This is a genomic window from Finegoldia dalianensis (assembly GCF_046255015.1).
Taxonomy (GTDB): domain Bacteria; phylum Bacillota; class Clostridia; order Tissierellales; family Peptoniphilaceae; genus Finegoldia; species Finegoldia magna.
This window is the reverse complement of sequence record NZ_JBDLBQ010000007.1, coordinates 1-15790: the sequence shown is the minus strand read 5'-3', so window position 1 is coordinate 15790 and position 15790 is coordinate 1. Positions and strand designations below refer to the sequence as shown.

The 15790-nt window shown below is 27.7% G+C and carries 16 protein-coding genes; 5 read left to right on the top strand and 11 right to left on the bottom strand.

The genetic code is table 11. The annotated features are described in order from the left end of the window. Positions 1-442 precede the first annotated feature (442 nt). The 4 genes from ABDJ34_RS07920 to ABDJ34_RS07905 all read left to right on the top strand — a co-directional run bounded on the left by ABDJ34_RS07920 (position 443) and on the right by ABDJ34_RS07905 (position 3845). Positions 443-2239 carry a thermonuclease family protein gene (locus ABDJ34_RS07920; protein ID WP_412701968.1) on the top strand — a complete coding sequence of 599 codons (1797 nt, stop codon included), beginning with the start codon at positions 443-445 and terminating at the stop codon, positions 2237-2239. Positions 2240-2421: 182 nt separating this feature from the next. Continuing rightward, positions 2422-2892 (top strand): hypothetical protein, encoded by a 471-nt coding sequence (locus ABDJ34_RS07915; protein ID WP_412701967.1) that lies wholly within the window; start codon positions 2422-2424, stop codon positions 2890-2892. A gap of 16 nt (positions 2893-2908) precedes the next feature. After that, complete coding sequence (locus ABDJ34_RS07910; RefSeq protein WP_412701966.1) at positions 2909-3466, top strand: hypothetical protein; 558 nt, start codon at positions 2909-2911, stop codon at positions 3464-3466. Positions 3467-3560: 94 nt separating this feature from the next. Beyond that, a complete protein-coding gene (locus ABDJ34_RS07905) occupies positions 3561-3845 on the top strand; it encodes a hypothetical protein (protein ID WP_412701965.1) in 285 nt (94 codons plus the stop codon). A 142-nt stretch (positions 3846-3987) separates the two neighbouring features. Here the strand turns inward: ABDJ34_RS07905 and ABDJ34_RS07900 are convergent, their stop codons facing one another. Genes ABDJ34_RS07900 through ABDJ34_RS07885 form a run of 4 tightly spaced genes read right to left on the bottom strand, consistent with a single transcriptional unit; the run spans position 3988 to position 6158 of the window. Continuing rightward, positions 3988-4689 (bottom strand): hypothetical protein, encoded by a 702-nt coding sequence (locus ABDJ34_RS07900; protein WP_412701964.1) that lies wholly within the window; start codon positions 4687-4689, stop codon positions 3988-3990. 2 nt (positions 4690-4691) lie between these two features. Further along, positions 4692-5189: a signal peptidase I gene (gene lepB / locus ABDJ34_RS07895; RefSeq protein ID WP_412701963.1), complete on the bottom strand. Its 498-nt coding sequence runs from the start codon at positions 5187-5189 to the stop codon at positions 4692-4694. A 5-nt stretch (positions 5190-5194) separates the two neighbouring features. Further along, a complete protein-coding gene (locus ABDJ34_RS07890; protein ID WP_412701962.1) occupies positions 5195-5800 on the bottom strand; it encodes a hypothetical protein in 606 nt (201 codons plus the stop codon). 10 nt (positions 5801-5810) lie between these two features. Beyond that, positions 5811-6158 carry a hypothetical protein gene (locus tag ABDJ34_RS07885; RefSeq protein ID WP_412701961.1) on the bottom strand — a complete coding sequence of 116 codons (348 nt, stop codon included), beginning with the start codon at positions 6156-6158 and terminating at the stop codon, positions 5811-5813. Positions 6159-6336: 178 nt separating this feature from the next. Here ABDJ34_RS07885 and ABDJ34_RS07880 point away from each other — a divergent pair, with 178 nt between their 5' ends. Further along, positions 6337-6777, top strand: coding sequence for a hypothetical protein (locus tag ABDJ34_RS07880; protein ID WP_412701960.1), 441 nt, complete (start codon positions 6337-6339; stop codon positions 6775-6777). A 42-nt stretch (positions 6778-6819) separates the two neighbouring features. Here the strand turns inward: ABDJ34_RS07880 and ABDJ34_RS07875 are convergent, their stop codons facing one another. The 7 genes from ABDJ34_RS07875 to ABDJ34_RS07845 form a co-directional block, all read right to left on the bottom strand. Further along, complete coding sequence (locus ABDJ34_RS07875; protein WP_412701959.1) at positions 6820-8361, bottom strand: AAA family ATPase; 1542 nt, start codon at positions 8359-8361, stop codon at positions 6820-6822. A 228-nt stretch (positions 8362-8589) separates the two neighbouring features. Beyond that, positions 8590-11283 (bottom strand): hypothetical protein, encoded by a 2694-nt coding sequence (locus tag ABDJ34_RS07870; RefSeq protein WP_412701958.1) that lies wholly within the window; start codon positions 11281-11283, stop codon positions 8590-8592. 255 nt (positions 11284-11538) lie between these two features. Beyond that, the gene (locus ABDJ34_RS07865; RefSeq protein WP_412701957.1) at positions 11539-11817 is read right to left on the bottom strand and encodes a thioredoxin domain-containing protein; all 279 of its coding nucleotides are present in this window, start codon (positions 11815-11817) and stop codon (positions 11539-11541) included. A 2-nt stretch (positions 11818-11819) separates the two neighbouring features. Further along, positions 11820-12353, bottom strand: a complete 534-nt coding sequence (locus ABDJ34_RS07860) for a hypothetical protein (protein WP_412701956.1) — start codon at positions 12351-12353, stop codon at positions 11820-11822. Next, positions 12325-13239: a hypothetical protein gene (locus ABDJ34_RS07855; protein ID WP_412701955.1), complete on the bottom strand. Its 915-nt coding sequence runs from the start codon at positions 13237-13239 to the stop codon at positions 12325-12327. Before ABDJ34_RS07855 ends, ABDJ34_RS07860 begins: the two co-directional genes overlap by 29 nt. A gap of 337 nt (positions 13240-13576) precedes the next feature. After that, entirely contained in the window at positions 13577-15304 is a 1728-nt protein-coding gene (locus tag ABDJ34_RS07850) for a cell wall-binding repeat-containing protein (protein WP_412701954.1), read from the bottom strand. Positions 15305-15497: 193 nt separating this feature from the next. Further along, positions 15498-15790 (bottom strand): G5 domain-containing protein (locus tag ABDJ34_RS07845; RefSeq protein ID WP_412701953.1); only part of this gene is annotated, 293 nt, incomplete at its 5' end.

The following is a 15790-nucleotide window of genomic DNA, read 5'->3' as shown; positions in this document are numbered from 1 at the left end:
TAACTTTAGGATTAACAAGCTTACATTGTTAAAACACTTACTCTAGTAGAGAGATTGTATATTATTATCAGAGACTACACTTATTTTTCTTTGTGAGATGTATTATATATTTTATATTTTCTCTGTCTATTAATTTAACTGGAGAATGACAAAAACTAAAATATTTGTTATTTCTGACATTTTTAACTATTTCTCTACTAAAGTTCAGTGATTTTAGAGTTTCTTTTAGAATATCTCTAATTTACATTATTGTTATACCCGTAAAATCTCGAATATGATTATAAAAAGAATTATTTGAAACATAAAGACAGCAAAACTGTCATAGATATGATATTTTTTTGTATTCTTTGTAATTAAAAATCTAAACTATATAAAATCATGGGTATAACAAGAACAGAATAAAAAGGAAAGGAGATTGGGGATTAATTTACCCATAAAATCGATGAAAAAAAATAAAAAAAACGAAAGAATGTTGAAATTGTTAGCATGTTGTTTAATCGCCGGAAGTGTATTTCCTGTTAACGTATTAGCTGATTATGAAAATCCTACAAAACTTGAAGAAAAAGCTGAAGTCAAAGAACAAAATGACAAAGATATTAAACTAAAAGCCGTTAATCTTGTCAAAGTAAAGGTGTTAAGAGTAGTAGATGGAGACACTTTTAAGTGTATGATAGATGGCAAAGAACAAACAGTAAGATTAATAGGTGTTGATACTCCAGAATCAGTTAATCCAAACAAAGAAAAAAATACTGTTGAAGGAAAAATCGCCTCAAAATACACAAAAAGTTACTTAGAAAATCGTGATGTTGAATTAGAATACGATATTCAAAAAACAGATAAATACGGAAGAGTTCTAGCGTATGTATGGAATGGCGACACATTATTTAACTTTAAGATAATTCGTGATGGTATTGCAAAGCCAATGACTATCGCACCAAATGTTAAATACTCAAAAATAATTAGAAACTTAGAGAAAAAAGCAGTAGAAAATAACAAAGGATTCTTTAACAAAGATTATAACGAAAAAGACATATTAGACAAAATCACAGCAGAAAGAACAAAAGAGGAATTATTAGAAAAAGATTCTGAAACATCTAAAACAACATTAGAATATGATTTTAGTACAACTAAATATAATTCTGATAATAGCGTTGAATTTAAAGTATACAATAAAAATAATAATGAATTTTTAAAGGATTTTGTATTTACAATTAGAGAAAAAGACAAAGAAGATATAATAGCAGAAGAAAAAAGTGACGATAATGGAAATGTAAAATTCACAAAACTTGATCCTAAAAAAGAATATGAAATTTCTTTAAAATCTGTTACTGACGGATATAAAAACCAAGAAAATAAAATAGCTGTTCAATTCCCTACAATTTCAGATACACAAGAAGATACGAATAAGGGATTTGAGGCAACTTTGAATGTAGTTATAAAAGATAGTGATGGTAAGTTAATCGGTCACATGACAAAATCGTCACCTGATGGTTCAGATATAGTTATTGACTGTAATGAGCCTATCACTTTAGAAAATGGTAAATATACTATCGTTAAATCTACTACCCCTACTGGCGTAACATTAGATAAAGAAAAAAATAAGATCAATGTTTCCTTTGAAAAGGATAATAACATTATTGAAATCTTCTTAACAGTTAAAGAAGTTAAAAATGACAATGTAAAAGAAGATGACAAAACATCAAACAACGAAAATACTAGAGTAAAACCTAGAGTTACTATTGAAGATACTAAAAAAGAATCACAAAAACACGAAAAAGAAATTCCAGGTATATATGTGAAAAACGAGTATAAAAACAAACCTATTATTATAAATCAAGGTCAAAAAATAAAATGGGATTCTATATTCGGTTGCAATGATAATTACTCTATCATTGGTGGAAAATTCTATAATATTGATGTTAACAAAGTTGGAAAATATAAAAACATATCTGGTGAAGTATATTGGAAAAATAATACTACAAATGTAAGCGGAAAAACACCAATAAATGATTTTACTGTTGAAGTTGTGGCATCTGATAGAACATCTCCTGATGTTGCTAACGAAAAAAATAAAGATGCTGATAATTCTAAAACTGGAAATTCTCCTCAAACAGGCGAAAAATCAAACAAAAACTTATTAATTTCTATGTTTAGTATATCTCTTGCAAGTCTTCTAGGCTATCTATACGTTGAACGTGAAAAAATAAAAAAACTATTAAAAAGCTTAAAAGTTAAATAATTATATAACCACCACAAAAATAATCGTGCGTTAATCGTGCGATTATTTTTTTATACATATTCCCTCTTGCGAGGATTTGCCATTTTTCTTATCTATCTTTCGAAAATAATCGTGAGTAATTCATTATACCCGTTGACAAGTCGACACGCTAGCATGTATTATATAACTATAAGGAGGATCATATGGATTTAAATAATGAATTAAATAAATTAAAAGAAAGCTTAGACAAAGAAAACAAAATGGCAAAAGGGAAATCTACTATTAGTTTTACCATTGAAAACAACCTTAAAGATGAATTCAAAGATATATGTGAAAGAAATAATAGCGATATGAAAAACGAAATAATATCATTCATAAAAACAACCGTAGAAAAGGAGAAACAAAAAATGATCGATAACAATAATAAATTAAAAAAGATTGCAGAAGAAATTACAGAAAATTTTAAAAAACTAGACAAAGACAGTCAACAATATATTGTTAACAGAATAAGTATTTGTAGACCTACGGAAAAAGGCGATAATGATTTTCTAGAAATAGTTAAGGATGTATTTAATGCTAACGACATTGATGTTTTAGAAAAAATCAATTCTGTAGAAGACAAAGCAATGTTTGTGACGTTCTTAAAAATGTTTATGTATAATGCTAGTTTATAGTTAAAGGAGGAACATTTTGCCTACAAAAGAAGAATATAAAGAAAATCTTATTAAAACAGTCATAGAAAAATCAGAAGCCAACAACTGGGAAGAAGCTGTTAAAGAATGGGATATAGTAGATGTAGAAGAAGATCTAGATTGTGCAGGTCAATGTACATGCGGAAAAGAAGGGTTACGTTATCTTTTTACTATCAAAAATCGTATAAACAATAACATTATTTACCCTATCGGGAGTTCATGTATTAGTAAATTTGATGTAGATAAATTAAAAAATGAAGCTAAATTAAAAGAAGATTTATTTAAACTTTTACATGCTGTTGAAAACAATGAATATATTACAATATCATCTGATTTATTTTCAAGAAAATTATTGGAATATTTATATAATATTGGTGCATTTGTTCCAAATAATTATAATGATTTTAATCCATATAATGATTATAAATTTTTATTAGATATGTTTAACAAAAGAAAAAGAAGCGAAAAACAAGAGAAAAAATCCTCCGCAATTATTATTAATTCAATAATTCCCTTTTTACGAGATTTGTTAGAAAACAGAATAAAAGCACATTAGTCTTTCTAATAACCTATTTTTCATCGACAATATCTTCTAGAATGGATATAATATAATTGTATAGCAAATATTATATAATACTAAGGAGAATGTTATGGAAAAAAATCCAATTAGATTTACGGAACTAAGCAAAGAAATTAATAGTGAGTTTTCTAAACTAGACAAACAATCACAAGAAAAAATTATCGAAGAATTATCTACAACTTTGGTGAACGATGCAGATTATGAAACTTTTTTTAAGCAATTAATTGATGATTTTCAAAAACACGATATAAACTTTTCTGAACAAATACAAAACGTTGATAAAAAAGATCGACACGCTTTTTATGTTGCTATAGCGTTGCAACTTCAAACTACATTCAAAAGACAAAACAACTAAAAAACAACCTCGTATAATCGATTATACGAGGTTTATTTAATTCTTCCCATAGAATTATATGGATATTTCTCAAAATGCTTATAGAATAGCCGTTATTAAGTTGTATGGCGAAAAACCTATTTTAAGGCATTTTTGTAGCAAATTATCTTAACAAATTTGTGTTTTGATCAATATCTATTAATAACGATACCCTATCTTTGCCTTCTTTAATTTCTTTTCTTAATTCATTTACAGAATTTTCGTCAAATCCAATATCACAATATTTTTTTAAAAAATTTATATAACCCATTCCATCATCTTTGTCGAGTTCTTCTATCGTTTCGAGAATCATTAGATTTCTATAATACGGAAGTATTATGTTGTATTGAATGACCTTTGTGCTAAAAAGTGCAGACAAACCTAGAAAAAACATCACTCCCATAATAATCATTAATATAATTAATTTGACATTTTGTGCTAAACTTACTTTCAAATTCACAATTTGTGCAATCCTTATAAAAAGGGCTATTGTAGCAAATAACGAAGTCATTTTTGCAAGTTTTCCACCCTGATTTGTCACTAACTTTTCAATCTTTTTATCAACTTTATAACCACTTTTTCGTATAAGTTTTATGAACATTCTATCATCATTTGTTATTGTGATTTGCTTTCCTTTGTATGTTACGGTTTTTTCTTTTTTGTTAATAAACATCATAACAAGCATTAATACTGATATCAGAACAAAAAATATTAAGAAAAGCAAAGGACTTGCTTCGTTTAAAACTTTCAATTCACCAAGAGCAACTCTTAAAATAAAACTAACGAATAATAAATCTGTTAGTGCTAATAATCTATAATATATCATTTCTATCTCTCTAAAAAATTATTAATTAACAATCCTTTAATATCCTCTTCTTTAACACAACCAAAATATCGTGAATCCATTGAGTTTCTTCGGTTATCTCCCATAACAAAATACTCATTTTCACTTATCTTCAAGTTCAGTTTTTTTTTAATATCATTTTCTATCAAAGTTTCGCCAAATTCATTTTTCTCTACTCCATTCACCTTTACCTTTCCGTCTTCTATTACGAGGTTATCTCCCGGACAAGCTATTATCCTTTTTATTAGATAACCGTAACCCTGATCTGTGTAATTATCCTTTATAATAGCAATATCATCGTGTGTAGCCTTATCTAGTTCTATCTTTTTATAAAAGCACATTTCATTCTTAATTATCGTTGGAAACATACTTGACCCTCTAACAATTGTGATATCTATTAGAAAAATCTTGATTAAAAATATTAATAGAACAATTACAAAAGTATATTTCAAAATCTTATCCAATCTTTTACTAACTTCCATGAAAACTACCTAATACTTAAAATCCAAATCGCAAAACCTAATAAAAGTAAAATAAACCCAACAACAATTAATTTTGTGTTTCTTTTCATAGCAATTTTTCTTTTTTCTTCACGATCCAGTTCGTCAATATATTCATCAGCATTTTTTATTACTTCTACTAAGTATTCAATTTCTCCTCTTCTAACAACTTGATAGTCTATCTTTTTGTCTTCTATAAGATAGTAATTGCTCAAAAAAAGTTCTAAAACACCTTGATTTGCTGGTATTGTTCCAGAATTTTCTATCAAAGATATTTTTAGTTGATTAGAACGCTCTTTTATATCTACGAATATGCTTAAAGAATCAATGTATGTATTGGCTTTAATTCCTTTTTTCTTAATGTCATTTAGTATTTTTGAAATTAAGATTTTGGCTTTTTCAAAACCTGCATTGTCGGTGTATATATTACGCTTTGTATTAATTTGACCTGTCTTTTGATTAAATGTGTTAGTTACAAGCTCTACTTTTATTATCTTTTGTATAGTTCCCAGCTCAATATTTTCCTTATTATTAATCGAATTATATCTAATGTTTTCTTCTAGCTGTTCTTCATAATTCTCTTTATTTTCCATAAAAATCTCCTTATTCAAATAGTTTTTTCATCTTCGGAATCTGTTTTATTAAATAAATCATCTTATCAGATTCCATTAAGTCTTTTATTCTCAACTTCAAAGTTGACCTGTCATATATTTCATCTTTAAGACTACAAGCTTTGACTAAAATTATTAAATTATTAAATAAGTGTTCATTAAAATTGTCCGATAATTCCTCTAACCCATCACCGTACAAAAACTCGTCTTTTATAGTCTCGAATAACTTTTCTCTATCTTCATTTAATTCTTTTAAAAAATTTTCAGTATCAATATTTAAATAAACTCTTTTGAAACCGTTATATGAATGTTCTCTAATTTCTATTGCGTTCTTAGACAATAAATCACCCCTACTCTCGTCTTTCTTGTTATACCCACGAATACACAAGTTTTGGCTAAGTTTAGAGAAATGATTTGCAAAACATAATATAAAGTAGCAAAAAAGATAGCAAAACTACAGGCGTTTTCGGGTATAACAAAAGTAGGATAATAAAATTTGGAAAAAAGTGGAGAAAAAAATGACTAAAAGATTTCAAGTAACACTTAATGAAGAACAAGAAAAGATTTTAAAAGAACATCACAAAAACGTAAAAGACATTATTCCGTCTTTCACTAAATATTTACAATATCGTTTAGCAAACCCTATAATATTTAAAGTTAATTTAGGCAGCAGTAACTCGATTAAAAATAATGAAATAATAGATTCTTTTGAATTTAGTGAACTTTTAAATAATACTAATGAAATAAAAAATGAAATAAAAAACTTTTATTCAAAAAAATTAGAAGAAGGCAACCTTTCTAAAGAAGATTACCTAGAAATAAAAAAAGAGGTTATCGAAAAACTCGACAACCTTGAAGAAGAACTTCTATCAGAATTTAAAACAGCTAATAAAAATATTTTAAAAATCAAAAAAAAGATTTTTGAAACATATAAATTACCCTCCGATTATACAAAGTAGTGGCCGTTTAATTATCGACCACTACTTTGTTATATACAATGATTATTGCATATAATCCTTTAGATCTACTAATTGAATGTCCATAAATCCACTTTCAGGAATAACGCCTGACATACAATTTTTAGCGTGATTGTCAATGATATCATTAACCATTTTATTTATAAATCTTGCATTACCTGCAACCCCTGTTGTTTTACCCATCTTGTGATATTGATCTAATACATATAATAATGGCTTTTCACAGTCACTACTTAGACCAAGGCCTTTCTTTTTAAGTGAAAACTTGAATATATCAAGAAGCTCATTGGCGTTATAGCTTTCAAACTTAATCCAATAACCTATTCTTGATTTCAAACCCGGGTTAACATTCATAAGGTTTTTCATATCATTTTCATAACCTGCTAAAATAATTACTAAATCATCTTTTTTATCTTCCATGTTTTGCAAAAGAACATTTACAGCTTCCTTACCGTAGTGAATGTCATTTAGTGCGTAAGCTTCGTCTATAAATAATACCCCACCTACTGCTGCATCAATAACCTTTTGTACTTTTGGTGCTGTTTGACCTACATATTCAGCTTTTAAAGATTCACCATTAACTTGAACGCATCTATTTTTTCTAGTTATGCCTAATTTGTATAATAAACCTGCTATAATTCTAGCAACTGTTGTTTTACCAGTACCTGGTTCTCCGTAAAATATCATGTGGTTATTAAAGCCTGAAGTAAGTTGATCGTTACCTAGTTGTTTCATCTTGTTTTGGAACATTATTCTATTTTTAAACGTCTCTATTTGTGTTTTTACTTCTCCTAATCCAATTAAAGAATTAAGCGTTTCTTCTGGGTTTTGAGAACCTTCGTAAATATCAAGACCTGTCATATCTTTTTCAAGCTCCTTATCTTTATTTTTTTGTTGGTTTATATCCTTAACAGCCTTTAACTCTGTCTTGTAAATAATCCCATCACTATTTTCTACCTTTTCGCTAACCAATGAGAAGTCTACTCTCATCGCAAATACAAATTCCATAGTCTTAACATACTTAAAAAATCCAACCTTTGATTGTGAAATTAGATTCTCTTTTACAGGAACTAAGTAAATAGCAAAAAGAACTCTATCGTCAATATCCTTGTCGTTTTCGTTTATTGATTTATCAAAAAACTCTAACTTTAATAGAGAATTTCCCCTGTCAAAATTAGAATTAAATCCAACGTTATATTTTTCATATGTGCTAATAGAATTTATAGCTCTTTGATCTTCTTTAGTTTCTCCTTTAATAATAGCTTTTACTGTGGCATATTTAGGCTGTACTTTTAGTTCAACAGCTTGATAGTCCTGAACTTTATCATCAGTTTCTAATGCTCTGTTTATTTCTTTGTAATTGACCTTAAATGCCATATTACTAAGAAAAGCAGGTTTAAGATATAAACCATTGCCAGTTCTTTCAGAATCCAATATATTATCCTTTTCTATATCTTTACCTTCTTTTAATTGTCTGATTAATCTAGCTCTTATTTTATAGCAATTATTACCCTTATAATCTAGTTTTGTATATTCTCTTAATTCTGTTGCTAAATCTACGCTCACTTAATTCACCACCCATTTTAATTATTGTATCTTGTTTTGTGTTCTTAATATCGGGAAAATTCCCACACATAAATATATCGATTTTTCTAATATATGTACCGCAAACTTATATTTTAAGTATACCATATATTCTATTTCTAGACAGCAAATGACCCTCAACAAAAGTTGAGGGCAATGCTATCCTTTTGAGAGTATATTATGAAACGGATTCTCTATCGGATATAGCTTTTAGGCCATTTCGAATCCATCTTGATCTCTTTTTATATTGTCAGATAAATTTCTATCATCATAAGAATCATGGTCTAAACCTTCTCGAAGATTTTCAACAGATTCTTTAGCATTTTCTTGTAATTCAATCATTTTATTCTTGATTGTGTTTGTGATTTCATTCAAACCACTATTAACAACCTTTAATTCTTTTTCTATAGATAAGTTCTTTGTCATGTTAGATAGTAAGTTATTGTATAGATCTTTAGGATTACTTAAAGAACTTTCTTTAATATCAGCTATCGTATTAACAAAGCCATCGTCTTTTAGATAATCGTGTTTTTTACAGTATTCTGTTGGATTAAATTGCTTTTGAGATTGAATTAGAAAATCCTGTCTATTATTTTTAAAGCCATCATCTAAAAATGTATTAGCTTTATAAAGTTCTGAAGTATTAACATGCGATATATTAACGCTAGTTATTTTCCCTTCATTTTTTTGTGATAGATTTTCTACTTTATCCATAATATCGCTAACGAATAACTCTATTTTATTTCTTTCATTACAACCAACCTTAGAGTTGTTATAGCCAATTTCAACAGGCTTATCAAGCGGAATAATAACCTTGTAATGATTTTCAAGATTTTCGTTATCTACCTTATCTTTTAACATGTTTTCTTCTGTTTCAGCTATATAGCATACAACATTTTCTTTTTCAAATGCTTGTTTAATATTATCGAAGCTTGTATTATTACCATATATATCCATAGCCAAGGCTGTCAACTCGTTATTTTCATCTCTGAAATCCACAAACCTATCTAGTTTTGATACAGCCTCTAATGAGTTTTCTGAAAAATCATTGCTATTAACCTTAACTTCGTAATTACCAGTTGTTGCTTGTATAATATCCGGTAATGAACGTTGAGATATATAAGTATCTTGTGATTTTATTGCTTGTTCGTAGTTTTTCATTGAATGTGAAATATAAACATCTTTACACTTTGATGTATCGTGGTTTATATTATCTTTAAGCTTCATGTTAATTTGATCTGCTAAATCACTAGCTGTTAAACCTTCTACAGATGTTTGATTATATTCATTTATAACATCAGCTATTGTTTGCTCGTTTCTTTCTTTTACGATATTTATATAATTTTGATTAAATGTTATATAATCTATTTTGCCTCTATCAGATGTTAAATACATATCGTCTAGTTTATTAGTTAAATCTTTTAATTGTTTTTCATGTTCTACTTGAAACTCTTCTTTAATTGTTTTGAAATCCTCTAAAGAAGCGTTTATAAGATTGTCGAAGTCTTTATTCAACTTTTCATTAGGAATTACTAATTCTTCTTGTTGTGTCTTTTCGTTGTATTCTACTTTGTTAATTCCTAAATCTATTTTTAATTGTTCTAAGACGTGATCTTTAGTAAGTCCAGCCTCATTACCGTTCGTTTTCATGTTGTCTTTGAAATATTCAGCTATTTGATAAGCAAGCATGTTTTTGTTCGCCATAAACATAAACTTTTCAGCTCTATCACAACTTTGCATTAACGTTTCACTAGGTGATGGATATTTGCTGTTTTCAATACGTTCACTTAATTCTACTGAATCTGATTCATTTGTTACTGTATCATTAATACTCTTTGTGTTTCTATTTATTTCTTCTTTAGTAAAGTATTCATTAACGGTTCTATCGGATATTTTTAGTTTTATACCCTTATCAGAACATATTTCATTAGCTACCGTTTTAACATTTTCTTGATTAATCTCTTTGTTTTGTTCCTTTAAAACACTCATTGCTTGTTTAATGTATTGTTGACTATCAGCTAATGTTGAAGAAATTCTACTATTTATTCTTGTTTCTTCACTTCTACTTATTACCGTTCCAATTTCAGCTAATGAAGAACTTCTAGTATATCTTGCTATAGAGTTTATAAAAGATTGTCTTAAATTACTTTGTTCTGGTGTTAAATCATTTAATTTTATCTTATTATTCGCAAAATCACTTGCAAGCTTTTCTATTTCTTCTATTTCCTCTTTGCTAAACTTTAATGTATCTTTCTTTGTGTTTTCTTCTACATTAGTTGTTCCATCTTGAAAAGATTTATTTAATAAATTCAAGTTTAACCCATCTTTAATTCTTGAATATACACGTTGACAAAGATCTGAAATAACATCTTCTGGCTCCATTCCAATATTAGAAGCTCTAACATCTTTATTAACCTTATAGAATATACTAGGATTTTCTACATAAGAACCATAATCTATATTTGAACGCTTTTCGCCTTTTCTTAATCCTAAGAACACCTCTTTTGAAATAGTATCTAGATCAAAAAATTTATTTAATACTTTACTAGCTTTTTCTCTATCTTCTTTTGTATCATTTAGGTTTAAATCGTTTAATAAACTGTTTTTCTTGCCTAGAGTATTAACCTTTTCTTCTTTTTTTATATATCCGTCACCAACAAGATCACTTATAGATTTATCCATTTCAATCGGTGATATATTTGCTTCCTTTAATTTATCTAAGTATTGAGTAAGTACTACTTTTGTTTGGTCTTCTGTGGTTTGATAAGTTAAACTGTCCTCATTATACTCATTTTTAAAATCTACATAAAAATCTGATATTTCTTCAACGCTTGATATAAGATTTTTTAGTTCGTCATTTAAATTACTTTCTTCGTAATTTTCAAATTTTATATATTCTCCCATATTTTGATCCTCCTATTTGATTTCATTATATGGGCTATAAATTAGTTAATTTATAATGTTAAAAATATATCTTTTTGTCTGGATTAATATAACTTAATAACGCTTATAGGAACGTTGAAAAACAACCATTTCAATGTACGTTCTCTTTTGTTTTACCCTTTTAAAAGGTGAAATATGTGACAGAATAAATTGCATTTGATATCTCCCAAATAAAAAACCGCCCCCTAAAGAGACGATTCTTGTATTGCTATTTTTCTACTTTCTGTTTTGCATATATTCCTCAAAGCCTTTATTAATATATTTTTCAATCTTTTCTGGATCATAGCCAACAACTAAATAATTGTTACATCTTACAACTGGAACACAATTAATTTTATTTTCTAAAAGAAATTCTCTTGATATTTCGTTTTTAGATATGTTTAAAACCCTCACATAAGTATTGTAGTCTTCTTCTCCTAACACATCTTTTATACACTCAATAGTTTTTTCGTATAAAGGATCATCATTTGTTGTATATACATTTATTTCAAACATTTTTATCTCCCTATCTCATTTGTATTTGATTTTATGTTGTTCTCTTTCAAGTATTCTTTAAAATAACTCATTAGATTTTCGTAATCTTTGTTCATAGTTTTTATAGCATTTTCTCTCAATTCTATATATTCTGAAATCTCTTTTTCAGTTAAACTTTCAATTTCAGATTTTTTCATGTCAATATCTTTTAAACTATTCTCATCAGTTGTGATAGTAAACTTCTTTTTCGTAATGTTTTCTATCGATTCTTTGTATTCTTTTAAGTTACTATAAAGCTCTTTTAACTGAATATTGTATTTATATAATTTAAAAGCGTTAGAGTTTTCTCTTCCCTTAATCTTTATATTATTTAAGTCATTGATTATTCTATACTGTTTGTTTTCTATTTTTTGAGTTACTACCTCATTTTTATCTAAAGCTTTTGAATTAGTTATAATACCTAAAGATAACATCAATGATATAACAAAAATACTTAATAGAATCTTCGATAAATTTTCTTTAATAAATTTACTTTTTAGCATTTTCTTTATTTTCAATTTTATTATCTCCTGATTTTACCTTTTCTTCTTTTTGCTTTGTATCTTTAGTATTAGTGTTCTGGATTTGTCCGTTATCTAAATCCATATCTATAATCTTCGTATCATTTGGAACATTCAATTGAAGCTTTCTCAATTTTTTCATTAAGATTGGCTCATTATCTTTTATACCTGTTTGTACTACTTCGTAATATTTAATAATAGAAGCCTCCATATCTTTTGTAAGATCGGATTTAACAGACACATAATTAGCGGGATAAATCTTAATTTGGGAATCTCCTGCTGGACTTATTTCTTTAACAAAATAGCTCAACGTTCCTTTCCAAATACCTTTACCATAACTCATTTGACGTTTTGGCTCTTTTTCTGTAAAGCTTTGAATTTCCTTATAGTTTTCATAAGGCATTAGCTTAGTTTCTACAACAAAGAACTTTTTAGAAGGGTCTGATGATATAGAATCAGCTAAGCTATTTTCATCAGCATTGCTTATCATATCAGCCTTTTCTTTTTCTTGTTTAGTCATTTCTGTTGTCTCTAAACTATCATCTTCTTCAACATCTCTTTTTTTTAATCTATCAGATATCTTTGTCTTATCTTGATTTTCAAGTTCTTCATCTGTTTGATTTGACTTTCCGTCTTTTTCAAGCTTTTGTTCTTGCTTTATTCTTTCTATCTCTTTATCCTTATCATTTGGTGCTTTTACAAAAAACACTACAATTAATGCAATACCTAATAATGCTAATACTGCTGATGTTATTATAAAGTAAAGTTTTTTCTCCATAAACATATCCGTAACCCTACCTTGCTCACCTTTTTTGATAAGCACAATTGGATATCCTGTTATTAATCCCGCCAACATTATTAGAAATAAACCTATAATTACCATAAAAATCTCCTTATTCTTGTATTTTCACTCTTGTTATACCCACAAATAAGTGATGTTGGAAATTTTAGAAAAAATTTCACGAAATATTGGTAACAAAAAAACAACCAGAATATTAACATCTGGCTGTTTCTCTCTGAACTTCTTTTTTATTACATTTTTTTATACTTTTCATAATATTTTCTGCAATTCTTGTTATTACTGGAACGACAACTGAATTACCAGCCTGTTTCTGACTACTCCCCACGACTAAAGTCGGGGGACTTTCTGGGGCTTTATGTAAAGCACCCCGTATTACACAAGGTGCTCTATAAGGTTTATATAAGGTTTCTATAAGTGTTTATTCTACCCATTCTAATCCTAGGTTCGAATATGTTTTGTCTTTATCAAAATTAATAGATTTTACTCTATCATTAAAACCACTTTGTACCATTATTGGCTCAATTGCTGGCTCATATTCAGATTTTGTTAATTCAGACATTAGCATACATTTATTAAAATCACGTTCATTGTTTTGTATTGCTCTATTTAAATCCGCAAAATACCATTTACCATCTATACAAACTCTATTTAATTGGTGATTGTATAAATTGACTTTTTCTTCCAGAGTTAAATCTTTACCATTTCTAACTCTCTTTGTAGATACTAACCATGTTTCAGCTTCAATATTGTTTAAAGTACACAAATCTCTTATTAAATCCGAAAAAGATACACAAATACCCTTATTATCCCTCAATAATGAAACTGCTGTATTGTTTTTATAAGAGTAATCATATGAATATTCTTTACAAGCTATATTAAATAAATTCTTTAACAATTCTAAGTCAGTATTTCCTTTTACTCTCTTAGATAAGTTATCTAACTTATCTATATAATTATAAATATCCTGAATAGAACCGTAATTTCTTTTTGGAATTAATCTAATTTCTGCGTAATTAAACGAGTTATCTTCATTAATTTTATTCACTTTAATATTAAACAACTCGTATTTAATATCATTCTTTGAAAATACTAATTCTTTTAAACTATAATCCTTTGAATAAGCAAATTGAATACTAGATTTTTTACTATCCGTCAACTTGTTAAATATATTTTTTAAATCCGAATCATTTTTTACGATTTCTTTATTGTTAATATTTTTCATCGCTATATCATCAGAAAATATATCAGAGACAGACTTTTCTCCACCAACAATTACATACTCTTTACCCCTCAAAATATTTTTTAATTCACTTCTATGATATTTAGATGTTGTTAATAAGATAGGACTATTGTTCTTATATGACAAATTTGCTGACAACAAACCATCTGCAAAATTTTCACCACTTGCAACAATATATGACTTTGCTTTAATTGATGTTGCCAACACCTCCGATACTTCATATCTAGAGGCACCTTTTATCCTAGCAGAGTTTGTAAGTCTATTAATACTTCTTTCAACATCTTTACTAATTGAATTTACCCCACCTACTATATATACCATCTTTAAATTTGAATTGTTCTTAATATAATTTTTCAATTCGTTTGTTAAAAATGTTGAGGGGTTTAATACGATTTTTGCATTTTTTTGTTGTGCTAAAGTTGAAGAAACTAACCCATCTGCAAAATTTTCGCCACTTGCTATAATCAGAGTTCGTTCATTTCCTTTTAAAATCTTATAATTAGAATCGTATCTGTTTCTACCCGAAATTCTTTCAACTGTAGACATTCTTTTTAATTGATTTTCAACCTTCGAAGATATTGAATTTGTTCCTCCAACTAAATATATTTTTCTGTATCTTTTTTCTTTCAATCTATTTAGTGTTTGACTTTCTATCGAATTAGAATATGTGAAATATACGGGCATTTTACCATTAGATATCTGGCTAGCAACAATACAATCAGACCACGCTTGATAATTTATCAATATACATTCATCCGAACCTTCAAATTCTTTCGACATATTGACTGCTAATTCAAACCTATCCCTTCCTGATATTCTATTTTCCGATCCAGCAAAAGTAATTGTTTGAATAGAAAATAAAATACTCAATAAAACCAATATAAACATTCTTTTTAATTTCTTCATAACATTTCTCCTTTTTCTTTTTTTTATAATAGATAAATATCGGAAAAATAAACCCCACACAAATGTTTGTTTCTAGTAGTTGTACCTATAAAAGAAAGACTAGCAACAATTTTCTTGCTAGTCTTCTAATTCTGGATAAAATATTAAATATTATTAAAGTCTATAAAACTATTTCTTAAAAATATTTGCATTTTTATTTAAATTTCTTACGTTTAGACAATATAGAATATCCTAATAATACAATTCCTCCAGTTAAAGGCATTAACATACCCGTTGTACCTGTACTTGGAATATCAGCTCCTCTACCGTATTCAATTATTCTATCCTTTGGTTGTGTTGTTGTAGTCCAGTTTGTATATGTTGGGCCTGATATAGTCTTTCCTGTTTCGCTATTTACTATAGTTGTTGACTTTCTAGTTTGCTTTCCAACTTGTCCTTCTTGTACTACTCTTGTCTTTCCTTCTTCCAAATCATCTGCTGGTCTTC